Source organism: Pseudomonas sp. ACM7 (genome assembly GCF_004136015.1).
Lineage (GTDB): Bacteria > Pseudomonadota > Gammaproteobacteria > Pseudomonadales > Pseudomonadaceae > Aquipseudomonas > Aquipseudomonas frigoris.
The window spans coordinates 5,281,088-5,305,868 of record NZ_CP024866.1; the positions used below are offsets into that span (position 1 = coordinate 5,281,088).

Sequence of the window (24,781 nt, forward strand, 5' to 3'; positions counted from 1 at the left end):
GGTGGGCTGATCGGAAAAGGCGAAGAAGTTCAGGCGACAGGCGGAGCGCGAGGGTTGGCCGAGGGCCAGGTGAAGCGGGCAGGGAGGTCAGCATTGGCGACGACGGCCAAGGGCGGACTGTGTTGCTGCGGGAGGATCGCCAGGGTCAGGCTGGAGTTGAGCGCCGGGCCCATGCCGCCGGTGGAGCACAACGGGCAGCCGAAGGCCTTGGACAGGGTCGGCAGTTTGTCTTCGGAGGTGTTCGACGAGGCCGGCAGCTGGCTGGCCGGGTCGACGGTACAGAATTGGCCGCCGATGCCGTTGAGCTGCATCCCGACCATTTGCCCGTGACCGATACTGCAGGCGAACACGTTGAACAGGACGCAGCAATAAAGCATCCAGGCCATCAATGTGCGATCAGTTCGGGCGAGTTTCATGGGGCGGCACTTTATCATCGCCAATGACGAATACCCTTACAAAATCGTTCAAGGAAGTTCATTCTGCTGCGACATTTCACGCTGGAAGTCCGAACATGAGCCTATTGATCGCGCAATGGATGGCTGCCATCTTCCTGTTGATCAGCCTGATCCACCTGTACTGGGCGGCAGGTGGCACGTTGGGTAGCGAGGCGGCGGTCCCGCGAATATCCGCAGAGGGCGGTGGGGAATCCAGGCCGGCCTTCAAGCCTTCAGGCTTTGCCACGTTGCTGGTGGCGGTCGGGCTGCTGCTGATTGCGATGCTGGTGTGCTTGCGGGTCGGCCTGTATTTGCCGACGGTGCATCACTCGTCGTTGCAATGGGTGATCAGCGCGATTGCAATGCTGATGTTCGCCCGGGCGATCGGCGATTCGAATTTGATTGGGTTCTTCAAGCAGGTGAAGGATTCGAAATTTGCCCGGCTCGACACCTGGGCGTATTCGCCGTTGTGTGTGGTGCTGGGGGCGGGGTTGTTGGCAGTCGCCTGGATCTGAGGCAAGGCAAGATCAAAAGATCGCAGCCTCGTTTCACTCGACAGCTCCTACATGGGTTTTGCATTCCCCTGTAGGAGCTGTCGAGTGAAACGAGGCTGCGATCTTTTGGCGTCTAACTCCCACTCTCCGTGCGCCGACTGCTCACCTCAGCCGGCACATCATCCCCCGCCATGCGCTTGCGAAACAGCGCCGCCCGCGCCAGCAACAGCGTGGTCACCGGCACCGTAATCGACAACAGAATCGGAATCAGCCAGGCATGCAGCACCGGCCCGGACTTGAGTGCCGAAAAATAAATGATCGAGGCCAGCGCCACGCACCAGGCGCCCAATGTCGACGCCAGCGCCGGCGGGTGCATGCGCTGGAAGTAGTCCTTCATCCGCACGAGGCCAATGGCACCGATCAGCGCAAACAGACTACTGAGCACCAGCAGGATCGCCACCGGAATTTCAACCCACAGAGACAGTTCAGCGCTCATTCGATCACCTCGCCACGCAGCAGGAATTTCGCCAGGGCAAACGAGCCGACGAAACCGAACAGCGCAATCAGCAGCGCTGCCTCGAAGTAAGTGTCACTGGCATAACGAATGCCCAGCGCCAGCATCATCAGCATCGCGATGATGTACAGGTAATCCAGCGCCAGAACCCGGTCCTGGGCCGACGGCCCCTTGAACAGCCGGATCAGCGTCAGAATCATCGCCAGGGAAAAGATGAACAGGCTCAGCAGGATCGCGTCCGACAGCAAGGCGCTCATTCGAAGATCTCCATCAAGGGGCGCTCGTAGGTCGCCTTGAAGTGCTGGATGAACAGCGCTTCGTCATCCAGATCGAAGACGTGCAGCAATAAAATGCTGCGGTCCAGCGCCAGTTCCGACCACACGGTGCCGGGAATTACCGTGCAGATCATCGACAACGCGGCCAGGCCGTTGGCGTCACGCAAGTCCATTGGCACCTTGATGAAGCGCGAACGCGGTGGACGGCGACCGCTGTTGAGCACGCCCCAGGCCACGGCGAGGTTGGACACCACCACATCGCGACCGACAAGAAAGAACAAACGCACCATCACGCCCGGCCGACGAATGCGGATCGGCAGTGGCCGCAGCTTGCGCATCATCAGCGGCGCGCAGAACCCCAGCACCGCGCCCAGCAGCAGATTGCCGGGACTCATCGACAGGTTCAGCACCAGCCACAACAACCACAGTGCCAGCGACAACCAGGGAGCAGGAAACAGTCGCTTCATGGTTTGGCCTCCGCGATCGCGGCTTTGGCTTCCGGGCTCGGAACCGCACGGGTGCCGAGTACCGCCATCACGTATTGCTGCGGGTTGTTCAAAGCTTGGGCGGCCGCCTGGGTGTAGCGCAGCAGCGGTTCAGCCTTGAAGGTCAGCGTAATGCTCAAGCCCAGCAGCGCAATGATTGGCACGCATTCGAAACGTCGCAGCAACGGCGACGGCCGCTCCTCGGGTGTCCAGAACCGCTGGATGCCCAAACGCGAGAAGGCAATCAACGACGCCAGACCAGAGAGAATCAGCAACGCCAGCAAGCCCCACGCCGCGTTCGAAACCGGCTCATCGCTGCCATTGCCCAGGCCCAACGGACTGAGCAGGGCGCTGAGCAAGCCGAGTTTGCCAATGAATCCCGAGAGCGGCGGCATGCCGATGATCAGCAGCGAGCAGGCAATGAAGCTCAACCCGAGGAACGCCTTGGTCCAGGGAATCACCTGGCCGACCACGGCTTTCTGTTCGTCATCGAGGTTGATGCCTTTGGGCGGCTGCAAGGATTCCATCGGTCGCGGCAGATCGCCGTCATCGAACAACGGCATTTCATTGGCCGAGCGCGAGCGCTCGATCAACTCGGCCAACAGGAACAACGCGCTCAACGCCAGGGTCGAGCTGACCAGATAGAACAGTGCCGCGCCGATCAGGTTGGGCTGGGCGAAACCGATGGCCGACAGCAGAATCCCGGCCGACACCAGAATGCTCAGGCTGGCCAGGCGCTCCAGTCGTTGTGCGGCCAGGATCGCTACCGCCGCGCAGACGATAGTCGCCATGCCGCCGTAGATCAGCCAGTCGCCGCCAAAGTACGCCGACGCCCCGGCCTGGCCGGAGAACAGCAGGGTCCACAAACGCAGCAAGGTGTAGACGCCGACCTTGGTCATGATCGCGAACATCGCTGCCACCGGCGCGCTCGCCGCGGAATACGCCGGCACCAGCCAGAAGTTCAGCGGCCACATCCCGGCCTTCGCCAGGAACGCCACGGCCAGAATCCCCGCGCCGGCATGCAGCAGGCCGCGATCGGCTTCCGGCACCAGCGGAATTTTCAGCGCCAGGTCGGCCATGTTCAGGGTGCCGGTGACGCCGTAGATCAGCGCCGCGCCGATCAAAAACAGTGACGAGGCCAGCAGGTTGATCGAGATGTAATGCAGCCCCGATGACACCCGCGCCCGACCCGAACCGTGGAGCATCAGGCCGTAGGAGGCCGCGAGCAGCACTTCAAAAAACACAAACAGGTTGAACAGGTCCGCCGTCAGGAACGCGCCGTACAGGCCCATCATCTGAATCTGGAACAGCGCGTGGAAGCTCGAACCGGCGCCGTCCCAACGGGCCATGGCGAACAGCAGGGCGCTGACGCCTATGATCCCGGTCAGCACCAGCATCAGCGCCGACAGTCGATCGACCACCAGCACGAGACCGAACGGCACCTGCCAGTTGCCCGGCAGGTACACGCCGATGGAGCCGGGGACGCCCGTTTCCTGAGTCCATTGCAATAACAGCACGGCAATGCCCAACCCCACCAGGCTGGAAAACAGGTTGATCTTGGCCTTCAGCGGACGGTGTTTCTCGCCCAGCATCAGCATCACGGCGGCGGTCAGCAGCGGCAGCAGAATCGGTGCAGCGATCAGGTGCGGCATCAGATTCATTCTTTAGGCTCCCGGCCATCCACATGGTCGGTACCGGTCAGGCCCCGGGAAGCCAGTAGCACCACCAGAAACAACGCGGTCATGGCGAAGCTGATCACGATGGCGGTCAGCACCAGCGCTTGCGGCAGCGGGTCGGTGTAGTGCAACAGGTCCTGCGGCACGCCGTCCTTGATGATCGGCTCCTTGCCGATAAACAGGCTGCCCATGCTGAAGATGAACAGATTGACGCCGTAGGACAGCAGGCACAGGCCCATCACCACCTGAAACGTCCGTGGCCGCAGGATCAGCCAGACGCCAGACGCGGCCAACACGCCGATGGCGATTGCGATGACTTCTTCCATCAGACGGCTCCTTGCGTGGCGACAGATCTGGGCAGGGCAGCGGTCTTGTGACCCCGTACCGATTGGTGAGCGAGGGCGGTGAGGATCAACAGGGTCGAACCGACCACCACGGCGTACACGCCAATGTCGAAGAACAGCGCACTGGCGATGTGAATGTCACCGAACACCGGCAGTTCGAAATGCCAGGTGTGGGTGGTCAGGAACGGATAACCGACCGCCATTGCCCCAAGTCCGGTGACCGTGGCGAACAACAGACCGGTGCCCATCCAGCGCAGCGGTCGCAGGCTCATTTGCGCTTCGACCCACTGGGTGCCGGCGACCATGTATTGCAGGATGAACGCCACCGACATCACCAGACCTGCGACAAAACCGCCGCCTGGCTGATTGTGGCCGCGCATGAACAGGTAGACCGACACCACAAATGCGATCGGCAACAGCAGTCGCACCAGCACCGCCGGCACCATCATGAAGCCGAGCGCGGTATCGCTGGCGTGACGCGGATTGACCAAATCGGTCACCACGTCCGGTGCCAGCAGACGCTGCTGGGCCGGCAACTGCAGGCTTTCTTTTGGCGGGCGGAAGCGTCGCAGCAGGGCAAACACCGTCAGGGCCACGGCCACCAGTACGGTGATTTCACCGAGGGTGTCGAAGCCGCGGAAGTCCACCAGCATCACGTTGACCACGTTGCTGCCACCGCCTTCGGGCTGGGCGCGGCTGAGGTAGAACGAAGAAATGTCGTTCGGGGTCTGGCGCGTCAGCATCGCGTAAGCCAGCAACGCCATGCCGCCACCCACCACGGTCGACAACAGCAAGTCGCGGATACGGCGGATGCGTGCCTTGCGCAGGCTGCTCGGCAACGGCGACACCTCTTCGATCCGTCGAGGTAGCCAGCGCAGCCCGAGGAGGATCAACACCGTGGTCACCACTTCCACGGCCAATTGCGTCAGCGCCAGGTCCGGCGCCGAGAACCAGACAAAGGTCACGCACGTCATCAGACCACAGACGCTGACCATGGTCAGGGCCGCGAGCCGGTGATACTTGGCCTGCCAGGCTGCGCCGAGGGCGCAGGCAATCGCCAGCAGCCAAAGGATCACGAACACGATCGAACCCGGAATCTTCGGCCGGTCGCCCCAGCTCAGGCTGCTGTGGAGCATCGGGATCACTCCGGCCAGGACTGCCGCGAGCACCACCAGGAACAATTGGGTTTGCAGGCGCTTGGTGCTGATCCGCCGCTCGAGACGACGGGCCAGGCGCATCATGATCACCAGGCTGCGTTCGAACAGGCGCTTGCCGTTGAATCGGCCAATGATCGGCGGGTACTTGAAACGCCCGTGTTTGAGCTGATTGCGCAACAGCAGGTAAAGCACGATGCCGCAGGACATGGCGATCAGGCTCATGATCATTGGCGCGTTCCAGCCGTGCCAGATCGCCAGGCTGTATTCAGGCAAGGTGCCGCCCACCACCGGCAGGGCAGCCGCGGCCAGCAACGGGCCGACCACCTGCGCCGGGAAAATCCCCACGACCAGGCAGGCGAACACCAGCAACTCCACCGGCGCGCGCATCCAGCGGGGCGGCTCGTGTGGGGTGTGCGGCAAATCGGTGGCGGTCGGGCCGAAGAACACGTCGACGGTAAAGCGCAGCGAGTAGGCGACGCTGAAGGTACCTGCAATGGTCGCGACGATGGGCAGCGTCATCTCGATCCAGGCCGTGGCGTTGATGAACACGGTTTCGGCGAAGAACATCTCTTTGGAGAGGAAGCCGTTGAGCAGCGGCACACCGGCCATGGAAGCACTGGCGACCATGGCCAGGGTGGCGGTGAACGGGATCAGCTTGATCAGGCCGCTGAGCTTGCGAATGTCCCGGGTACCGCTTTCGTGGTCGATGATCCCGGCGGCCATGAACAGCGAGGCCTTGAACGTGGCGTGGTTGAGGATGTGAAACACCGCAGCCACAGCGGCCAGCGGACTGTTCAGGCCCAGCAGCAGGGTGATCAGGCCCAGGTGGCTGATGGTCGAGTAGGCCAGCAAACCTTTGAGGTCGTTCTGGAACATCGCGCAATACGCACCGAGCAACAGGGTGCAGGCACCGGCGCCGCTGACGATGTAGAACCATTCTTCACTGCCGGACAGCGACGGCCAAAGCCGTGCAAGCAGAAACACCCCGGCCTTGACCATGGTCGCCGAGTGCAGATAGGCCGAGACCGGTGTCGGCGCCGCCATGGCGTGGGGCAGCCAGAAGTGGAAGGGGAATTGCGCGCTTTTGCTCAGGGCGCCGATCAGGATCAGGGGTAGCAGAATAGGGTAGAGGGCGTGTGCGCGAATCAGATCGCCGGCGGCCAGGACCTTGTCCAGGTCATAGCTGCCGACCACATGGCCGAGCAGCATGACCCCCGCCAGCAAACACAAACCGCCTGCGCCGGTGACCATCAGCGCCATATAAGCACCGCGTCGCGCATCGGCGCGGTGGTGCCAGTAGCCGATCAACAGGAATGAAAAGAGGCTGGTCAGCTCCCAGAAAAACACGATCTGGATCAGATTTCCGGAGATCACCAGCCCGAGCATGGCGCCCATGAACGCCAGGAAAAATGCGAAGAACCGCGGCACCGGATCGTCCGGCGACATGTAGTAGCGGGCGTACAACGAAACCAGCGTGCCGATGCCCAGCACCAGCATCGAGAATAGCCAGGCGAACCCGTCCATGCGCAGGACGAAGTTCAGGCCAAGGCTGGGCAACCAGAAAAATTCTTCGCGGATCACGCCGCCATCGGCGATTTGCGGGTACAAGAGGGCGACCTGAAAGGTGCCAATCAAGGCAACCAGGCCAGCCAACAAAGATTCGGTGTTTCGCGCGTTGTGCGGCAGCAACGCTGCCAGACAGCTGCCGATAAAAGGCAGAAGCAGTAGAACTATCAGGGACATAGGCTTCTAATCTGCGGAAGTTTGTGAAGCATCATACGTGCCAGTTCCCGGATCGCCAAACGCCAAGCTGTCGCAGAATCCTACAAGGTAGGCGGAAAAAACCTGATTCGCATTGTTTCAAAGGTCTGTTTTCAGCAGGTCTGGCCCCTTCGCGAGCAAGCCCGCTCCCACAGGGTCCAGTTGTGTTCACACCATTGCGGTACAACACAGAACCCATGTGGGAGCGGGCTTGCTCGCGAAGGCTATCTATCAGGCGCCACAGATAGTGCGGCTTAACCCTGCGTTTCCCGCCCCAACTCTTCCTCAGACGCAGCAGCCTTACCCTTGGTCTTCAACTCACTGACAATCACCGCCGCCACAATCAACCCCGCCCCAACCAACGCAATCGCCGGCAACCGCTCCCCCGCGATCCGCCCGACAATCCCGGCCCACACCGGCTCACCCGCATAAATCAACGTCGCCCGGGTCGGCGAAACGCTCTTTTGCGCCCAGTTCATCGCCACTTGAATCGCCGCACTGGCCGCGCCCAAGCCCAACGCGCTGCATAACAGCAGCCAGGAGAAGTCCGGAATCCTTTCCTGAGTCGGCACCACCATCAAAAACGCCAGTACCGAGGTGACCGCCAATTGCACCACCGTCACCCGCCGCACATCGACCTGGCCGGCATACGTGCTGATCAGAATGATCTCCGCCGCAATCGCCACGGCGCTGATCAACGTGGCGATTTCACCCGGGCTGAAATTGAATGAAGCGCCGGCCGGTCCCGACAGCAACATCAACCCGGTAAACGCCAACATGATCCCGATGCTCGGCATCAGCCCCGGACGCCGCCCCAGCACCAGCCATTGCAGCAACGGCACGAAGGGCACGTACAACGCGGTAATAAACGCCGACTGACTGCTGGGAATGCTCTGTAACCCGACGGTCTGCAATCCATAGCCAAGCATGATCGCCACGCCGATAAAGGCCCCAGCCTTGAGTTCGAACAGCGTCAGCTCCCGCAGATGACGCCAGGAAAACAGCGCAACAATGATCGCCGCCGCGGCAAAGCGCAGACCGACGAAGAACATCGGCCCGCTGACGGTCATCGCATGTTGCACCAGCAAGAAGGTGCCGCCCCAGACCATGGTGATCAGCACCAGCACGCACTCGGCCTTGCTGAACCGCGAGAAACGGGAGGAAGTGTGAGGGGTATTCACCGACGTCATGACCTTGCGCGCTACCTGAGGGGGACGCACAATGCGCCGAATGTTGCGCAGTATACTGCCCAACCCCACTAAGTGAGCAATATAGTGCACAAAGATTCCACGCAACGGACTTCGGTCCTTCAGCACGTCAGCCAGAACGTTCGGCGCTTGCGCCACGCCGCCGACATGAGCCAGGCGACGCTGGCGGAAAAATCCGGGGTCAGCCGCCGGATGTTGGTAGCCATCGAGGCCGGCGAGAAGAACGTCAGCCTGACCACCCTCGACCGCGTGGCCGAAGCGCTGAACGTCGCATTCAGCGACCTGATCCAGGCCCCGGATGCACGCGATCCGAGTCGCATCAACGAAGTGGCCTGGGCCGGGACGATTCCTGGCAGCAAAGCCGTTTTACTCTCCAAAGCCACCGCCACCCGTGAGGTGGAACAATGGGAGTGGTGCCTGCAACCAGGGGAGATTTATCCGTCGCAACCGGACGCCGAGGGCTGGAGTGAGCAGATCTATGTGTTCGAAGGCTGCCTGACGCTGATGCTGGGCGATACACCGCATGAGATCGCTGCCGGCGAGTTCTACATGTTCGCCAGCAACCAGCCCCACGCCTATCGCAATGAAGGGGATGTGGCGGCGCGGTTTGTGCGAAATGTGGTGATCTAACTGTTTGCGGATCAACACTGGATAGACACTTTGCTGTTTTAAAGCTGCGAGCCTTTCTCGGATAATTATTTAACATATTGAAAATAAAGTGATTTATTTTCAGGCACGACTCCTGCAAAAGCTCTGGTGCATTCACCAGATCCCGGAGTCGGCCCATGACAGCCTCTGCCCAACCCCTTCGCACCGCCCATGTGATCCGCTCGGACGCCGAGGCGATTGCCGTCGCCCATAAGCTCGCCGCACGCTTCGCCATCGAGGCCAGTGTCCGCGACCGCGAGCGACGCCTGCCAGTCGCCGAGCTCGACGAGTTTTCCGCCAGCGGCCTCTGGGGCATCACCGTTCCCAAGGAATACGGCGGCGCCGGCGTGTCCTACGTGACCGTCGCCGAAGTGATCAAGATCATTTCCGCCGCCGACTCATCCCTCGGCCAGATCCCGCAAAACCATCTCGGGGTGCTCGACATCCTGCTGCAAACTGCCACCGAAGAGCAGAAGCGTTACTACTTTGGCAAAGTCCTGCGGGGCTACCGTTTCGGCAACGCCTTCTCCGAATCCAAAAGCAAAAATGTCGGTGCCTTTGAAACCCGTATCCGCTTCGATAAAGACACCGCGCAAATCGATGGCGAAAAGTTCTACTGCACCGGCGCCTTGTTCGCGCACATCGTGCCAGCGGTGGCGGTCAATGAAGAGAACAAAGCCTTCATCGCGTTCATCGAGCGTGACAATCCCGGCTTGACCGTTATCGACAGCTGGGACGGTTTCGGCCAGCGCACCACGGCCAGCGGTGGCGTCACCCTGAATGCGGTGAAAGTCCCGCTCAGCGCGGTCATCCCTGCTCACAAAGCGTTCGACGAACCCACCGCCGACGGTCCGATTTCACAAGTCATCCAGGCCGCCGTGGACACCGGCATTGCCGTCGGCGCCCTGGAAGAAACCAAACGCTACGCCCGCGAAGCCCGACCCTGGATCGACAGCGGACAGGATCACGGCTGGCAGGACCCGTTCAGTATCGCTGCGATCGGCGACCTCGAATGGCGGATCCACGGCACCGAAGCGATCCTCAAAAAGGCCGGCCGCGCAATCGACCACGCACTGCTCAACCCCAATGAAGACACGGTGGCCCGTGCTTCGGTGGTGGTTGCCCAGGCGAAAGTGCTGTCCGCCGAGATCGCCTTGCTTGCCAGCAGCAAACTCTTCGAACTGGCCGGTACTCGCTCTGTGCTCGGCAAGTACAACCTCGACCGCCACTGGCGCAACGCCCGGACGCACACCCTGCACGATCCGGCACGCTGGAAATATCACCTGATCGGCAACTACCTGCTCAACGGCGTGAAGCCTGCGCGCCACGCCTGGAACTGAGGAGCCCACCATGAACGCTTTGACTCAACCGATTGTTGCCGGGCAGCCCCTGGCCAAAAGTCAGCAGGATTTGCACAACGCTCGCAGCTTGCTTGATGCGACGTTGCGTTTCGTCCGGCAGCAGACCCAAACCACGGATGACCCTTACGTCATCAGCCGTTTTGGTGACTTGCACATCCGCATTGAAGTCGCCGCCGCGCTGCTCGAACGCGCCGAAGACTTTCTGAACAGCGTTGATGACGACACGGAAATCAGCGTCGCCATCGCCGAGTCGCACCTGGCCAGCGCCGACGCGCTAAATGCCGTCAGCAACGCTGAATTCGAACTCACCGGCCAACGCACCCTGTTGCCCGGATCGTTGCATGACCCATTGCACCGGAAACTCCACCTCATCGGTAACTTCCGCCTCAACGGCATCCATCCCCCAAGCTTTCGGAGTGCGGTTTGATGGCCCGTGAAATCCGCCTCAACGCCTTTGACATGAACTGCGTCGGCCATCAGTCGCCCGGCCTGTGGGCGCATCCGCGAGATCGTTCCTGGCAATACAAGGATCTGGAGTACTGGACCGATCTGGCGAAAATCCTCGAACGCGGCAAGTTCGACGGTTTGTTCATCGCCGATGTGCTGGGTATCTACGACGTCTACAACGGCAATGGTGACGCGGCGATCCGTCAGGCGGCGCAGGTGCCGGTCAACGACCCACTGCAATTGATTCCGCCGATGGCGCTGGTCACCGAGCATTTGGGTTTCGGCCTGACCGCCTCGCTGTCCTTCGAACACCCGTATCCGTTCGCCCGACGCCTGTCGACGCTCGATCACCTGACCAAGGGCCGCGCCGGCTGGAACATCGTCACCTCTTATCTGGAAAGCGGTGCGAAGAACCTCGGCCAGAAAAACCAGACCGAACACGACGCTCGTTACGACTTCGCCGAAGAGTATTTGGAGGTTTGCTACAAACTGTGGGAAGGCAGTTGGGAAGAGGGTGCGATTCTGCGGGATCGCGAGCGGCGGATCTTCAGCGACCCGAGCAAAATCCACGAAATCCAGCACGTCGGTAAGCACTTCCAGGTGCCGGGCATTCATCTTTGCGAACCCTCGCCGCAACGCACGCCGGTTCTCTATCAGGCTGGCGCATCCAGTCGCGGCAAGCAGTTTGCCGCCGAGCATGCCGAGTGTGTGTTCGTTGCTGCACCGTCGAAAGTGCTGCTGAAGAAAACCGTCGCCGACATCCGCCGTCGTGCTGCCGAAGCCGGGCGCGATCCGTCGAAGATTCTGATCTTCAACCTGCAAACCGTGATCCTCGGCGAGACCGACGCCAAGGCCAAAGCCAAGTTCGAGGAATACAAAACCTGGGTCAGTTACGAAGGGGCGATGGCGTTGATCTCTGGCTGGACCGGGATCGATTTCAGCCAGTTCAAACCCGATGAGCCGCTCAAACATGTGCATACAAACGCCATTCAATCGGCGGTGGAAGCGTTTTCCACGGCGGACCCGAACAAGGTCTGGACCCCGAATGAACTGGCTGACTGGGTGGGCATAGGCGGTTTTGGTCCGTTGTTTGTCGGCAGTCCCGAGACCGTCGCCGATTTGCTGCAGGAGTGGGTCGAGGAGACCGATGTGGACGGCTTTAACCTGGCCTATGCATTGACCCACGAAACCTTCATCGACGCTGTGGAATTGCTGGTGCCGGAGTTGCAGAAGCGTGGGGTCTACAAAACCGAATACGCGCCGGGGACCTTGCGCGAGAAGTTGTTCGGTGAAGGGCCGCGATTGCCGGAGATTCATCCGGGCGCGGGTTATCGAGACCTGGCGGCGTTGCGGCAGCAGGAGAAGAAAGTCGCGTCCTATTCATGATCGTTCCCACGCGCAACCTGCGCCTGCCCGGCTATCCGATTCCATCCTGCAAGTCAGCGGTATTTCTCTGTCCTACTTTGGTACTGCTTGATGAACCTTCCATGGGTTTGGCGCCTATTATCGTCCAGGAGATTTTCGAGATGAAACATTGATCAGTGAGAACGCCATGACTGAAACCCAAAGCGGACAGGCCACCGACGCCATTCGCCACGCGGACATCCTGATCGTCGGCGGCGGCCTCAGCGGCGCAATGCTGGCGGCGCAGTTGCTGCGCCTGCCGGGCAAACGCCAGGTGCTGGTGATCGAACCCCGCGCCGAACTGGGACGGGGCGAGGCGTACAGCGCGGTCGAGTTGGGCCACACGCTCAACGGCAATGCGGCGCGGATGAGCGTCGACCCGGACAACGCCGACGACCTGACCCAATGGCTGACCGATTACATCGCGGCCGGCGGCTGGCCGGAGTCTGACGAGCAACATGTGCCGGTCAGCGAGTTGTTCCCGCCGCGGGGGATTTTCGGCCTGTACGTGCAGCAGCGCCTGGCGGAAGCGCAAGCGGTGGGGGTGTTGAACGGTTCAACGGTCGAGCATGTGCGGGCCGAGGTGATTGACCTGCAAACGACGGACGATTCGGTGCGGCTGACCTTGAGTGACGGGCAACGCTTGCAGGGCGCCTATGCCGTACTGGCGACCGGGATGTTTCCCGCTGCACGCACGCCACAGACCGAGTCCAGCGGCTTGAACGCCGCTGCGCTTGATCCGTGGGACGTCGCGGCCATGCAGCAATTAGATCCGCAGTCGACCGTGCTGATCATCGGTTCGGGCCTGACCATGGTCGACGCCGTGGTGTCGCTGGAACAGGCCGGGCATCGCGGGCCGATTGAAGTGTTTTCCCGGCATGGCTTGCTGCCTCATGTACGTCGTCAGCCGCCGGCCTGGGCAGATTTTCTTGCCGAGGATCAGAGCATTCGCACACCGCGACAGCTGGTGCGCGAACTGCGTCGGCATTGCCGGGACGCCATCGCTCAAGGCATCGACTGGCAGGCGCCGCTCGACACCGTACGGGCGCACATTGGCCGCTTGTGGAATCAGGCGACGGACGTGCAGCGTCGGCAGTTCGTGCGGCATGTGCGGCCGTGGTGGGAAAGTCATCACCACCGCTCGCCGCCGTTGAGTGCCGAACTGGTGGCGCGGCTGCACAAGGAAGGCCGATTGCGGATTCAGGCGGCGTCGTTCAAAGGGCTGGAGCCTTCAGCGCACGGAGCAGTGAGCATCCGCATTCGGCGTCGTGGTGAAGCAGAAACTACCATTGTCAGCGGCGCGGCATTGATCAACTCCAGCGGCATCGAATATGACTGGCGACGGGTCGCCCGACCGCTGCCACAGCAACTGCTGGCGCGCGGACTTGTCCGGCCGGGGCCGTTGGCGCTGGGGATTGCAGCGGCAGTCGATGGCGCGGTGCTGGATGCCGATGCACACGTCGCCAGTCGTCTGTTCGCCATGGGCCCACCGTTGCGCGGCATGTGGTGGGAAAGCACGGCGGTGACTGACGTGGCGAGCCAGGCCAAGGCACTCGCCGCTCGCCTGACAACAACGCCGCCCCTGTAGCAGCTGCCGAGCCTGCGAGGCTGCGTTCGAGCGCGCAGCGGTCGCAGAATCAGGTAATGCGTTTTTCAGCCAGACCGTGCACTCAGGTTTTACGACCGCTGCGCGCTCGAACGCAGCCTCGCAGGCTCGGCAGCTGCTACGGATTTTGGTGATCAGCTATTACGAAGAAACCCCGGGTAGATCGGATCTACCCGGGGTTTGTTGTTTAAAGCCGCGCAACGCCGTTGATCAATAACGCTGATACTTCGAACCGAACTCAGGGCGGTTTTCAGCGACGTAGAGTGTGCTCGCCTGGTTGTCTTTGTGATCAACGCCGACGGTGTTCACGTTCAGTGTGGCCGGTTGGCTGACTTTGGCCGCTGCAACGACCTGTGAGGTGGCGTGAGGGGCGGCGATGGCGGAGGTAGCGCCAAGAACCGAAAGGGCGAAACCAAGACCGATAATGCTTTTCATGATAGTGCTCCAGAGCGTGGGGAGAAGATGTGGCCACTGTAGTGCTGGAGCATCGCGATGAAAAAAAACCCTGACGCATAGTTGTTATCGAGAGCGTTGATCCGTTGTCAGCGGGGTGTGTTGTCGCTGAGCCAGCGCTGCTTGAGTTGTTCCAGGCGCCCATCGTGGTTCATCTCGTCCAGCGCCTGTTGCCAGCGCGCGACCTGGCGCGCATCGGTTTGCGGGGAAAACGCGATGTAGGTGCCTTGCTTCATCAGCGGCATCTGGTAATGCAACTGGTCGGGCGGCAACCCTTCTTCACGGGCCATTGTGGCGGCGGAAAGGGTGTCGGCCACCACATACTCGGTGCGGCCCAGGCGCGCCAGACGCATCATTTGCTCGGGGGTTTCCACGCCGTATAGATTGTTCAAACCTTGTTTTTGCAAGTAGCTGTAGACCAGCCATTTGCGCGGGACGGCGATGCGGCCCAGGTTGCCGGCGTCTTGCAAATTGCGCACCGGTTGCTGGGTGCCATTGGCGGAATAGAGCGCCGTTTCCACGTCCATCAACGGGCCGACCCACTGGTACTGGCCATCGCGCTCGGCAGTGCGCAACACGGTAAACACCCCGGTAGCGGGCTCGGTCGTGGCGATGAGCAAGGCGCGCAGCAGGGGGACTTGTTGGAAATGCACCTGGTCGCCGGCACTGTCGGCCAGCGCCTTCACCACATCCACGCCAAACCCCACCAGTTGGTTACCCTGCTGAAAATGCAAGGGCGGATGGTTGTCGGTGAGCAGGTTCAGATCAGCCGCAAGCGCCGTAAAGGTCAGGAAAGACAACAGGCAACCGGCAATGCGCTTCATGAATCGTCCTTGATGAAGTGAAGCGCAAATCTTAGTACGGGTGTGCTGCATATGTCCCGAGGAATTATCGGACTATTGCGTCAGATCTCAGGACTTAGGGGCTTCTGCATGGGGAGATGCAGATGGGTTTTGTCTGACGGAACACATTCAAATGTGGGGGTAAGCTCGCTCCCACCTTCGTTCTCTGTCTTGATGTAGATCGCGATCAATACCGCTGATATTTCGAGCCGAACTCGGCGCGGTTTTCCGCGACAACCACACCACCGCGTACCGCATTGCTCAGGCTGACCGAGGCCACACGGTCGGGCGGCTACGACTGGGGCGCGCGCTCGGCGGACATCGTTTCGGCGCTCTGGCCGGAGCGGGTGGAGGCGCTGGTCTCGGTGAGCGGCTACCTCATCGGCAATCAGGCCGCAGGCAAGAATCCGTTGCCGCCCAAGGCCGAGCTGCAATGGTGGTACCAGTTCTACTTCGCTACCGAACGCGGCCAGGCCGGTTACGAAAAAAACCGCCACGACTTCGCCAAGTTGATCTGGGAGCTGGCCTCCCCGAAATGGACCTTCGACGACGCGACTTTCGATCGCAGCGCGGTGGCCCTGGACAACCCCGATCATGTGGCTATTACGATCTTCAACTATCGCTGGCGGTTGGGCATGATTCAGGGCGAACCTCAATATGAAGCGCTGGAGCAGCGGCTGGCCAAGGCGCCGGTCATTACGGTGCCGACCATTACCATGGAAGGTGACGCCAACGGGGCGCCACATCCGGCTGACGAAGATTATGCCAAGCGCTTCACCGGCAAATATGAGTACCGACTCATCAATGGCGGCATCGGCCACAACTTGCCGCAGGAAGATCCGCAGGCCTTTGCCAAGGCAGTGATCGACGCGGATCACCTCTGAGCATTAGTGCCGCGAATAGTGTGCTCGCTGATCGTTCCCACGCGGGAGCGTGGGAACGATCTTTATTACATTTTTGTTATTCGTCAGGCACTGGTCAGGCCTGCTCCATCATTTGGATCAGGTTTTCTGGCCAGACTGTTTCAGCGGTATCTTTCAGCTCAGCGACTGACCACCATTTGTGTTCAGTCATCACCCGGGTTTCATCGGCAGTCCAGCCATCACGCGTCAGCCGTTCACCGTCAGCTCGGACGATGAAGTAGCGTTCCACGGACAAGACGGTTTCGCCGCTGGGCAACATCATCGAAAAGCTGCGCTCTGCCACGCTAGTGTCCACTGTGTCGACATGCAGTCCGGTCTCTTCATGCAGTTCGCGTATGGCGGCGGCTTCAAAGGTTTCACCTTCCTCAAGACCGCCGCCCGGCGTAGCCCAATAGTCGCGTCCGTCCAAAGCATCGCCCTTGTGCTGGAAGCGAAACAGCAAGACCTGACGGGCGGGATTGATCACAAGGAGTCGTGCAGCGTTACGTTGGCGCATCAAAAATTCTCTTTCCATAGACGTTACAGCTCAAGTTGCTGATCGTTCCCACGCGGGAGCGTGGGAACGATCTTTATTAGCTTTGTTACGCAACCACTTGATAACACGGCACATACGCCGCGCCGCCCGGCAGTTTCATCCGGTGCTGGGCGACGAAGGCCTTGAGCAGTTGATCCAGCGGTTGCATTACCGCCGCATCGCCACGGATCTGGTAAGGCCCGTGCTCTTCGATCAGGCGGATGCCCTTGTCCTTGACGTTGCCGGCGACGATGCCGGAGAACGCGCGGCGCAGGTTGGCGGCCAGTTCGTGGGCCGGCAGGTTGCGGCTCAGTTTCAGGTTGGCCATGTTTTCGTGGGTTGGATCGAACGGACGCTGGAAGCCTTCGTCGATCTTCAGCAGCCAGTTGAAATGGAACGCGTCATTGCGCTCGCGGCGGAACTGTTTGACTGCCTTTAGACCTTGAGTCATTTGACGCGCGACTTCAGCCGGGTCGTCGATGATGATTTCGTAATGTTGCTTGGCAGCGTCACCCAAGGTGGCGCCGACGAACGCATCCAGTTGCTCCAGATACGGCGCGGCATGTTTCGGTCCGGTGAGGACCACGGGGAAGGGCAGGCCAGCGTTGTCCGGGTGCATCAGGATACCGAGCAGGTACAGGAACTCTTCGGCGGTGCCGGCGCCGCCCGGGAAAATGATGATGCCGTGGCCGACGCGGACGAAGGCTTCCAGACGTTTTTCGATGTCCGGCAGGATCACCAGTTCGTTGACGATCGGGTTCGGCGCTTCGGCAGCGATGATGCCCGGCTCGGTCAAACCGAGGTAGCGGCCGCCGTGGATGCGCTGTTTGGCGTGGGCGATGGTCGCGCCTTTCATCGGGCCTTTCATCACGCCAGGACCGCAACCGGTGCAGATGTCGAGGCTGCGCAGGCCCAGTTCGTGGCCGACTTTCTTGGTGTATTTGTATTCTTCAGTATTGATCGAGTGGCCGCCCCAGCACACCACGATCTTCGGCTCGACGCCGGGGCGCAGGGTGCGGGCGTTGCGCAGCAGGTGGAACACGTAGTCGCTGATGCCCTGGGAGGTGCTCAGGTCGATGCGCTGGGCGTCGAGTTCGTTTTCGGTGTAGACGATGTCGCGCAGGGCGCTGAAGAGCATTTCCCGGGTGCTGGCGATCATTTCGCCATCAACGAAGGCGTCGGCCGGGGCGTTCAGCAGTTCCAGGCGTACGCCACGGTCCTGCTGGTGAATGCGGATTTCGAAGTCCTTGTAGGCCTCGAGGATGGTTTTTGCGTTATCGACATGGGCGCCGGTATTGAGGATGGCCAGGGCGCACTGGCGGAATAAGGTGTAGGTGCTGCCGGATCCGGCTTCGCTCAGTTGCTGTACTTCACGTTGAGAAAGGGTTTCCAGGCTGCCTTTTGGGCTGACCGAGGCGTTGATTACTTGTCGTTGGGTCATTCAATGATCCTTAAAACGATGCCATTCATACAGTCAAATGGCATCCGAATAGTATGTATCCATGAAAGAAGATGGCACGAACTGCGCTGTATCGCCATTTCCCCGTTTGACGATGAAAAGATGAAAAGGAGCCTCAGCATAGCTAAATCCCCTGCAGAGGCGATAATGCCCCGCAGCCTTTTTACCCATGCCCTCAAGGAACCCCGTCGCGATGTTCGAAATCCAGCCGCAGAACCCCGAGCGCTATCGAAGCCAGACGCGACGCAGCACGATAATCATAGCCTTGATTTTCCTGGCCCTGGCGATGGTGTTGTCCACCACGGCGGTGGTGTTGTTCGGCGAACCCGGTGGCGACAATCTGCGATTTAACGTCGGCGGCGTGTTTGTGTCGGTGCTGCTGATGGCAGCGCTGATGCGCGGCACGTTCTGGACCCAGCCATGGATGGCCCCGGCGGTTTACGGCTGGCAGCTCAAGCGCAGCCTGATGAGCATCACTAACGTCATGCATCAGGTGACGGCGGCGGTGGAGAAGGAGGATCCGACGGCCATGAAGCTGCTGCGTTTCTACCATCTGGGGTTGAGCCAGATGCACGAGTTGGACGGCAACTCCAGTGATCACAGCCAGTTGACCCGCGAGATGGATCAGCACAAGGCGCGGATGGAAGCGCTGGGCATCGAGACTGATCAGACGCAATTGAATCCTGCCTGGATAGAGGCCGTGAAGCAGGCCTCGTAGTAAAAACTGTGGTGTAGGCGAAATCCGCAGTATTGGCTGAGGACGTGGAAGAACAGTATTCCTGGCGAGCCGGTGGTGAGAATAGTTCTCGCGCAAATCACCTATCCGGTGTTTGATGAGGCATAGTCGCCTGCCACCAGGCGGCTTATACCCGTCATGGGTCATAAAAAGGGCGAACGGGAAGATTCGCCGTGTGATCAGCATTCAGGGAGCGTCATGGGTCATCCGTCCGTCAACAATCGAATTGAACAATCGCGCCATGGCGTGCCTTGGGTCGCCGAGCAAGCCGGGGCAACTCTCAAGGTTCGCTCTGCGGTGATTCTGCTGGTCGCGGTGTGCCTGTCCATGACGGCTATCGTGATTTGGGAAGCCTGGAACTCGCGCCAGTACCATCTGCATGACAAGGAAGTGGCGATGTCCAACCTTGCGCAGACCCTGGCCTCGCAAGCACAGGCGTCGATCAAGCAAGCCGATACGCTGCTGTTGACCCTGGTGGATCGCCTCGAAAACGACGGCATCGACCAGGCCCGGATGCCCCGGCTGGAGCGTTTACTCAAGGCCCAGCGCAGTGAGTTGAGCCAGCTCCATGGCTTGTTTATCTATGATGAAGAAGGGCGCTGGATTGCCAATTCCAATGGCGCCGTCGTGCCGGATGCCAACAACGCCGATCGTGAGTATTTTATCTTCCATCGCAATCATCCCGACCGCGGTCCCCACATCGGCCCCTCGATCAAGAGTCGTTCGAGCGGTGAATGGATCATGACGGTGTCCCGCCGCGTCAATCATCCGGATGGCCGTTTTGCCGGCGTGGCGTTGGCAACGATTTATCTCAGCCATTTCCTCGGGCTCTACGACAGCATCGACATGGGTCATAACGGCGTGATCAACCTGATCGCCGACGACGCCACCATCGTCGTCCGCCGGCCGTTCAAAGAAGCTGAAATCGGCATCAGCGTCGCCAAGGGACCGTTGTTTACGCAACTGTTGCCCAAGGGCAATTCAGGCACGGCAATGGTCCCGTCCTATGTGGATGGCGTCGAGCGTGTGGTCGGATTTCGCAGGGTCGACGGTTATCCGCTGATCATCTTTGCGGCGCTGAACAAAGATGAAGTCCTGGCCGCCTGGCGTGAGGAGGTACTGCTGAGTGCCGGGATCGTCTCGTTATTCCTGGGGTTTCTGGGCGTCCTCGGTTATCGCCTCATTCGCCTCATGAGGCAGCAGAACCATGTGCAGGGCGTATTGCTGGATACGCAGGAAAAACTGATCGAGGTCAACCGCAGTCTTGAGTTGCTGGCGCTGGAGGACGCGCTGACCGGACTGTCCAACCGGCGTCAGTTCGATCTGTTCATCCTCGCCGAAATGGGCCGCGCCAGGCGCAACCAGACCCACCTCGCGCTGCTGATGATCGATGTCGATCACTTCAAGAGCTTCAATGATCTTTACGGCCATGTGGCCGGCGATGAGTGTTTGCGCAACATCAGCACGATCATCCGGGACAACATCAAGCGCCCCGGTGACCTGTCTGCCCGCTATGGTGGCGAAGAATTTGCGGTGGTACTACCCGGCACCGACTACGTGGGGGCGTTTCTGGTGGCGGAAAAAATCCGCCGCGCGGTTCAGCAGGCCGGCATCCGACACAGTGAAGGGGCTGAAGGCACGGTGACGGTCAGCCTGGGGGTCGCCGCTTACGATCCGGCGTCACAAGCCCAGCCCAGCGACCTGGTGGGGGCCGCCGACAAGGCGCTTTACGTGGCCAAGGCCAGCGGCCGGAACATGAGCGTCATTGCCAACTGAATTCAAACAAACCGGTCACTGCCCTGAACCAGTTTGGTTGACAGGTACGATTGCTTGAGTTTTTCCAGCCACCAGCCCAAGGCGCGGCCGTCGTGATCGCCACGCCAGCCGGCATACAAGATATTCGGCTCACGCGGGTCGGCCATCTGTTTTTCAACCAGCGTGCCGTTTTTCAGCAACGAGCCGACCCGATGCTTCGGTAACCAACCCACGCCCAACCCGTCGCACTGGGCGAGGATCTTGGCGCGCATGGTCGGCACAGCGAGCACCGGTTGGCCGCCGGAGACGCCGTAAGTGCTGCCCTCGGTAACCCTGGACGAATCGGCCACGACAATCGCCCGATGCTGCGCAACCATGGCGCGTGAAATCGGCTCCTGGGCCCTGGCCAGCGGGTGCCTGGGTGACACCGCGAACACCCATTCCATTTCCCCCAGTTGCATCCAGCGCAAGGAGGGGATCGCCAGTGGCTCGTTGGTGGCGCCGATGATCAGGTCCGCGCGGCCTTCACGCAGGGCTTCCCAAACACCTTTGAGGACTTCCTGAGTGATGCGCAACGGCACGCCGGATTCCAGCGCATCGAACTCGTGAATCACCGGGATCAACGCTTCGAATTCGAGCAACTCATCGGTGACGATCCATAGCCGGCTCTCCCAGCCATTGGCCACTTGCTGCACCCGCTGGGTCAGCCGCGAGACGTCTTGCATCAGTCGCGCCGCCTCGTTCACCAGCAACTCACCCGCCGGGGTCAGTTGCAAGCGGTAGCGACGACGGTCGAACAGCAAGGCGTCAAAGCGTTCCTCCAGTTGTCGCGCGGCGTAGGACACCGTCGAGGGCGCCTTGCCCAAGTGGGCCGCGGCCCGGGACAGGCTTCCGGTTTCCCGGATGGCTTCGAGCAGCGTGAGATCTTCAATCGACAACATGGGCAGAGTCCTTGAACGAACAAGATCAAAAGATCGCAGTCTGCGGCAGCTCCTACGCGCCCGTTGGGCGCTGCCACAGCCTGATCAACCGAAGGTAGACCACCACGTTGATCGCCAGCACCACGCTGCCCAGTCCCAGCTGAATCGCCGGTGTCAGGCCCGCCGGGTAAATGACCGGCCACACGTAGTGTTCGATGAAACCGCCGCTATAACCGGTTTGCCCGGCCGCGTCGCGCATGAGGTTTTCCCACTGCGTCAGCGGGCAGGTCAGGTGGAAGACTTCCACCGACACACCCCACACCGCCGCGGGCAGGTGCCACCAGATCAGGGGGCGCCATTTGAGCACCAGCAGCCCGCCGAACAGCACGAACAGAATGAACAACAGATGAAACAGGACCAGCCCGTCGGCGGCGATTCGGTAAAGCATGTCGACTCCATGACGCGTTATGCGAATGGCTCCATGGTACTCGGGCTGGTTGCTGGCGCTCTATCGATTGTTGCTGTTCAACGCCGCCAGTACTTCCTTCAGACGCACCGCCATGGCTACGCTGCTGCGTTGCATCGGCGCGCGCAGTTCGTCGTCGATCAAGCCTTCAAGGGACAGGGCGGTTTTCACCGGGGCGGGATTGGGCTCGATGAACAGGCTGTGAATCAGCGGCAACAGTTGGAAGAATGTCGCTCGACCAGTCGCTAACCGGTTGTCGCGGATCTGTTGATATAACGCCACGAACAGCTCCGGATGAACATGCGCCGAAGCGGCAATGGCGCCTTTGGCGCCCAGGCACAAGGCGCTGAAGATCTGGTTATCTTCGCCGCACAGCACGTCGACCTTGCCACTGCCTAGCAGTGCCAGGGTGTTGGACTGATTGCCGCCGCAATCCTTGATCGCGACGATTCGCTCATGGGCGACGATGTTGAGCAGGGTTGCCTGCTCGAACGCCACGCCGGTGCGGTAAGGGATGTCGTAAAGAATGAGCGGAACGCTGGAGGCATCGGCGACGGCTTTGAAAAACGCTTCGAGGCCCGCCTGGGAAGGGCGGATGTAATACGGCGGCGGTACCAGCAAACCGGCCAGTGGACGTTTCAGGATTTCGCTCTGAAATTGCAGCAGCTCGGTCATATTGTTGCCGGCCAGGCCCATGACCACCCGTTCCGCCGGCACCTGCGCCAGCACCGCATCGAGCACCGCCAGTTGCTCGTGTTTGCTCAGTGCCGCCGCTTCCGCCGTGGTGCCGCAGACCACAACGCCATCGACACCTTTTTCCAGCAGATGATTGACCAACCGGCGCAAGCCGACGAAATCGATCGCACCGTTGCGAAACGGTGTAACGAGAGGGACCCAGATACCTTGAAACGATGACATGCACTTACTCCTGAAGGTTGACCGATTTCGTCACCGTCAGAAGCGTAGAAGGCAGTAAGCAAGGGAGGGTGTCCGTCGCGCTCAATGTCCTGTCAGCTCATCTGACGGGACAGCGCGCCCCGGTCACATGAGCGACTGTTTCTTCGATTTGAGGGCGTGCGCAACGCAACCTTGCGCCTTGGCATTCAAGCCAATGACGACAGTGTTGAGGTTGAAGGTTGCGGACATACTTGCTTACACCCTGAATGAGGCGCTCAGTTTTAAAAGCCGGCGCGATTTTTGTCAATCGCGAAAATCAGCGAGCTCCGCACGCATTCTGCCGTTGTGCCTGGCCGCGGACCAAGTGCGCAAGATTGTTCAAGCCTTCGGCCATGACTGCTGGCACAGTCTGAAGTCTTTCCCTGGTTGTAGAGCGTTATGTCCAATTCACTCATGCCGCGCAGTGCCTTTCTTCGCGGCGCTGCGGCGATCATGCCGTTGTCCCTGGCCACCGCGCCCTGGGGACTGCTGGCCGGCTCCATGGCCATCGAGGCCAATCTCACGCCCCTGCAAGGCCAGGGGTTGTCGAGCATCGTGTTTGCCGGGGCGGCGCAACTGGTGGCGATCGGCATGCTCAAGGGCGGTGCCGGGATCTTTTCGATTTTGCTGACGACGCTGCTGCTGACCTCCCAGCATTTGCTTTACGGGATGAGCCTGCGTTCGGTGATTTCGCCGTTGCCGGGTCGCTGGCGTGTGGGGTTGGGCTTTTTGCTCACCGATGAGCTGTTCGCCCTGACCAGTGCGCATGACAAACAACAGTTCAACCGCTGGTACGCGTTGGGTGTCGGCCTGACGTTTTACATCGCCTGGAACCTCTTCACCCTGGCCGGTATCGTACTGGGCAGCAGCATTCCGGGGCTGGAACATCTGGGACTGGACTTCTCCATCGCGGCGACTTTTATCGCCCTGATCACCCCCGTGGTGCGGAACGTGCCGACCGTGGTGTGTGTGGCGGTGTCGCTGTTCTGCTCGGTGCTGTTCAGCTACTGGCAATGGGGCTCGGCGCTAGTACTGTCGGGGTTGGCGGGCATGACCGCAGGCTTTATCTGCAACAAATTCTACGGTGGACGCACATGATGGTCTGGGCGGTTATTTTTGGCATGGGGCTATTGGTGTTCCTCAACCGCTATGTGTTTCTGGAGCCGCGGCTGCCCGTGCGCTTGAGCAGTAATGCGCGGCAGTTCCTGGGGTTTGCGGTGCCGGGCATGTTGACGGCGATCTGTGGGCCGATCGTGTTCATGCCGGACAAGCAGCTGAATCTGCAGTGGGACAACCCGTACCTGATCAGTTCGCTGGTGGCGGTGGGGCTGGTGCTTTACACCCGCAATACCTTGCTCAGCATGTTGTTGAGCATGGGGTTCTTCTTTTTGCTGCGTTGGTGGCTCTAAGTCGTTCCCGTCGAAACTGTTCTACGCTTAAAGGGGCCCCCTACAGGAAGAGAGGTGAGCATGGCTAATGATCCAAAGCGTCCAGACCCGGATGAAGATGTGGATGACGAACCCACGGAAGAGGAAATCGAGCGGCAGAGGCGTTCGACGCCGGACTGGAAGCACCCCGACGACGGTAAAGAACTGTCAGACCGCGACCAGGAACGTCCGCTGAAGCCTTGACCGATCTGCACATACAAAAAAGCCCCGCTATCAAGCGCAATGCTGTTCACTTAAGGATTGTTGACTAATCCTCAGGCAGCAGGAAAATCCGGAATCTGATAAGGATTCCGGATTTTTTATGTCTGTTGCTCAGGATTTAAGCGCGGTTTTGGATTTTGCTGAGCAACCGCTCTCTCGCCTTGAGGTGTTCACCGATCATATTCCTCATGATTGGATTACCGCGGCGGCCGCTCTGGCGGATAAAGCCACGATCCGACGTCGGCGCTTGCCTTCGGACGTAGTCCTTTGGCTGGTAGTCGGGATGGCACTTTTCAGAGGTGAGCCAATAGTCG

At 60.4% G+C, this 24,781-nt stretch carries 27 protein-coding genes and 2 pseudogenes; 14 read left to right on the plus strand and 15 right to left on the minus strand.

Annotated elements, in window-relative coordinates:
* Nucleotides 1-29 precede the first annotated feature (29 nt).
* Entirely contained in the window at nt 30-416 is a 387-nt protein-coding gene (locus CUN63_RS25130) for a DUF2946 domain-containing protein (protein ID WP_129443417.1), read from the minus strand.
* Between the two features lie 95 nt (nt 417-511).
* On the opposite strand from CUN63_RS25130, the gene CUN63_RS25135 reads away from it, so the two are divergent.
* A complete protein-coding gene (locus CUN63_RS25135) occupies nt 512-949 on the plus strand; it encodes a DUF3995 domain-containing protein (protein WP_129443419.1) in 438 nt (145 codons plus the stop codon).
* Between the two features lie 112 nt (nt 950-1,061).
* Here the strand turns inward: CUN63_RS25135 and CUN63_RS25140 are convergent, their stop codons facing one another.
* The 7 genes from CUN63_RS25140 to CUN63_RS25170 all read right to left on the minus strand — a co-directional run bounded on the left by CUN63_RS25140 (nt 1,062) and on the right by CUN63_RS25170 (nt 8,420).
* Nucleotides 1,062-1,424, minus strand: a complete 363-nt coding sequence (locus CUN63_RS25140; RefSeq protein ID WP_033057651.1) for a Na+/H+ antiporter subunit G — start codon at nt 1,422-1,424, stop codon at nt 1,062-1,064.
* Complete coding sequence (locus tag CUN63_RS25145; RefSeq protein ID WP_129443421.1) at nt 1,421-1,699, minus strand: K+/H+ antiporter subunit F; 279 nt, start codon at nt 1,697-1,699, stop codon at nt 1,421-1,423. The genes CUN63_RS25140 and CUN63_RS25145 overlap by 4 nt, the downstream gene beginning before the upstream one ends.
* Nucleotides 1,696-2,184 carry a Na+/H+ antiporter subunit E gene (locus CUN63_RS25150; protein WP_129443423.1) on the minus strand — a complete coding sequence of 163 codons (489 nt, stop codon included), beginning with the start codon at nt 2,182-2,184 and terminating at the stop codon, nt 1,696-1,698. Before CUN63_RS25150 ends, CUN63_RS25145 begins: the two co-directional genes overlap by 4 nt.
* Nucleotides 2,181-3,863 (minus strand): monovalent cation/H+ antiporter subunit D, encoded by a 1,683-nt coding sequence (locus CUN63_RS25155; protein WP_129443425.1) that lies wholly within the window; start codon nt 3,861-3,863, stop codon nt 2,181-2,183. The genes CUN63_RS25150 and CUN63_RS25155 overlap by 4 nt, the downstream gene beginning before the upstream one ends.
* Nucleotides 3,860-4,204, minus strand: coding sequence for a Na+/H+ antiporter subunit C (locus tag CUN63_RS25160; protein ID WP_007986256.1), 345 nt, complete (start codon nt 4,202-4,204; stop codon nt 3,860-3,862). Before CUN63_RS25160 ends, CUN63_RS25155 begins: the two co-directional genes overlap by 4 nt.
* A complete protein-coding gene (locus tag CUN63_RS25165; protein ID WP_129443427.1) occupies nt 4,204-7,122 on the minus strand; it encodes a monovalent cation/H+ antiporter subunit A in 2,919 nt (972 codons plus the stop codon). The genes CUN63_RS25160 and CUN63_RS25165 overlap by 1 nt, the downstream gene beginning before the upstream one ends.
* A gap of 272 nt (nt 7,123-7,394) precedes the next feature.
* Nucleotides 7,395-8,420, minus strand: a complete 1,026-nt coding sequence (locus tag CUN63_RS25170) for a DMT family transporter (RefSeq protein ID WP_129443429.1) — start codon at nt 8,418-8,420, stop codon at nt 7,395-7,397.
* On the opposite strand from CUN63_RS25170, the gene CUN63_RS25175 reads away from it, so the two are divergent.
* From CUN63_RS25175 to CUN63_RS25195, 6 genes and pseudogenes are all read left to right on the plus strand, one after another.
* Nucleotides 8,415-8,978, plus strand: a complete 564-nt coding sequence (locus CUN63_RS25175; RefSeq protein ID WP_129443431.1) for a helix-turn-helix domain-containing protein — start codon at nt 8,415-8,417, stop codon at nt 8,976-8,978. The genes CUN63_RS25170 and CUN63_RS25175 overlap by 6 nt on opposite strands.
* A gap of 155 nt (nt 8,979-9,133) precedes the next feature.
* Entirely contained in the window at nt 9,134-10,336 is a 1,203-nt protein-coding gene (locus CUN63_RS25180; RefSeq protein ID WP_129443433.1) for an SfnB family sulfur acquisition oxidoreductase, read from the plus strand.
* Between the two features lie 10 nt (nt 10,337-10,346).
* A complete protein-coding gene (locus tag CUN63_RS25185) occupies nt 10,347-10,784 on the plus strand; it encodes an acyl-CoA dehydrogenase (protein WP_129443435.1) in 438 nt (145 codons plus the stop codon).
* Nucleotides 10,784-12,190: an LLM class flavin-dependent oxidoreductase gene (locus CUN63_RS25190; protein WP_129443437.1), complete on the plus strand. Its 1,407-nt coding sequence runs from the start codon at nt 10,784-10,786 to the stop codon at nt 12,188-12,190. The genes CUN63_RS25185 and CUN63_RS25190 overlap by 1 nt, the downstream gene beginning before the upstream one ends.
* Before the next feature lie 56 nt (nt 12,191-12,246).
* Nucleotides 12,247-12,333: pseudogene (locus CUN63_RS32795) on the plus strand (ABC transporter ATP-binding protein); the annotation flags it as partial.
* Nucleotides 12,334-12,356: 23 nt separating this feature from the next.
* Complete coding sequence (locus tag CUN63_RS25195; RefSeq protein ID WP_129443439.1) at nt 12,357-13,796, plus strand: FAD/NAD(P)-binding protein; 1,440 nt, start codon at nt 12,357-12,359, stop codon at nt 13,794-13,796.
* Nucleotides 13,797-14,024: 228 nt separating this feature from the next.
* On the opposite strand, the gene CUN63_RS25200 is transcribed toward CUN63_RS25195, so the two are convergent.
* Both CUN63_RS25200 and CUN63_RS25205 read right to left on the minus strand, forming a co-directional pair.
* Nucleotides 14,025-14,249: a hypothetical protein gene (locus CUN63_RS25200; RefSeq protein WP_129443441.1), complete on the minus strand. Its 225-nt coding sequence runs from the start codon at nt 14,247-14,249 to the stop codon at nt 14,025-14,027.
* 107 nt (nt 14,250-14,356) lie between these two features.
* The gene (locus tag CUN63_RS25205) at nt 14,357-15,091 is read right to left on the minus strand and encodes an ABC transporter substrate-binding protein (RefSeq protein ID WP_129443443.1); all 735 of its coding nucleotides are present in this window, start codon (nt 15,089-15,091) and stop codon (nt 14,357-14,359) included.
* Between the two features lie 305 nt (nt 15,092-15,396).
* On the opposite strand from CUN63_RS25205, the pseudogene CUN63_RS25215 reads away from it, so the two are divergent.
* Nucleotides 15,397-15,993, plus strand: a pseudogene (locus CUN63_RS25215) (alpha/beta fold hydrolase); the annotation flags it as partial.
* A 94-nt stretch (nt 15,994-16,087) separates the two neighbouring features.
* On the opposite strand, the gene CUN63_RS25220 reads toward CUN63_RS25215, so the two are convergent.
* Nucleotides 16,088-16,528, minus strand: a complete 441-nt coding sequence (locus CUN63_RS25220) for an NUDIX hydrolase (protein WP_129443445.1) — start codon at nt 16,526-16,528, stop codon at nt 16,088-16,090.
* Between the two features lie 85 nt (nt 16,529-16,613).
* Nucleotides 16,614-17,987, minus strand: coding sequence for a nucleotide 5'-monophosphate nucleosidase PpnN (gene ppnN, locus CUN63_RS25225; protein ID WP_129443452.1), 1,374 nt, complete (start codon nt 17,985-17,987; stop codon nt 16,614-16,616).
* Between the two features lie 211 nt (nt 17,988-18,198).
* Here ppnN and CUN63_RS25230 point away from each other — a divergent pair, with 211 nt between their 5' ends.
* Together CUN63_RS25230 and CUN63_RS25235 are read left to right on the plus strand one after the other, a co-directional pair.
* On the plus strand, nt 18,199-18,723 hold the full coding sequence (locus CUN63_RS25230; RefSeq protein ID WP_129443454.1) for a DUF3087 domain-containing protein: 525 nt from the start codon (nt 18,199-18,201) through the stop codon (nt 18,721-18,723).
* Nucleotides 18,724-18,939: 216 nt separating this feature from the next.
* Nucleotides 18,940-20,517 carry a sensor domain-containing diguanylate cyclase gene (locus CUN63_RS25235; RefSeq protein WP_129443456.1) on the plus strand — a complete coding sequence of 526 codons (1,578 nt, stop codon included), beginning with the start codon at nt 18,940-18,942 and terminating at the stop codon, nt 20,515-20,517.
* Nucleotides 20,518-20,519: 2 nt separating this feature from the next.
* Here the strand turns inward: CUN63_RS25235 and CUN63_RS25240 are convergent, their stop codons facing one another.
* Genes CUN63_RS25240 through dapA form a run of 3 tightly spaced genes read right to left on the minus strand, consistent with a single transcriptional unit; the run spans nt 20,520 to nt 22,800 of the window.
* Complete coding sequence (locus CUN63_RS25240; RefSeq protein ID WP_129443458.1) at nt 20,520-21,437, minus strand: LysR family transcriptional regulator; 918 nt, start codon at nt 21,435-21,437, stop codon at nt 20,520-20,522.
* Nucleotides 21,438-21,489: 52 nt separating this feature from the next.
* Nucleotides 21,490-21,864, minus strand: coding sequence for a DUF2784 domain-containing protein (locus CUN63_RS25245; RefSeq protein WP_129443460.1), 375 nt, complete (start codon nt 21,862-21,864; stop codon nt 21,490-21,492).
* Nucleotides 21,865-21,924: 60 nt separating this feature from the next.
* On the minus strand, nt 21,925-22,800 hold the full coding sequence (gene dapA / locus CUN63_RS25250) for a 4-hydroxy-tetrahydrodipicolinate synthase (RefSeq protein WP_129443462.1): 876 nt from the start codon (nt 22,798-22,800) through the stop codon (nt 21,925-21,927).
* Nucleotides 22,801-23,217: 417 nt separating this feature from the next.
* Here dapA and CUN63_RS25255 point away from each other — a divergent pair, with 417 nt between their 5' ends.
* The 4 genes from CUN63_RS25255 to CUN63_RS25265 form a co-directional block, all read left to right on the plus strand.
* A complete protein-coding gene (locus CUN63_RS25255) occupies nt 23,218-23,916 on the plus strand; it encodes an AzlC family ABC transporter permease (protein ID WP_129443464.1) in 699 nt (232 codons plus the stop codon).
* On the plus strand, nt 23,916-24,227 hold the full coding sequence (locus CUN63_RS25260; RefSeq protein WP_165353329.1) for an AzlD domain-containing protein: 312 nt from the start codon (nt 23,916-23,918) through the stop codon (nt 24,225-24,227). The genes CUN63_RS25255 and CUN63_RS25260 overlap by 1 nt, the downstream gene beginning before the upstream one ends.
* A 60-nt stretch (nt 24,228-24,287) precedes the next feature.
* Nucleotides 24,288-24,449, plus strand: a complete 162-nt coding sequence (locus CUN63_RS31760; protein ID WP_165353281.1) for a hypothetical protein — start codon at nt 24,288-24,290, stop codon at nt 24,447-24,449.
* A 118-nt stretch (nt 24,450-24,567) separates the two neighbouring features.
* A partial coding sequence (locus CUN63_RS25265) for a transposase domain-containing protein (protein WP_178082690.1) occupies nt 24,568-24,781 on the plus strand: 214 nt, incomplete at its 3' end.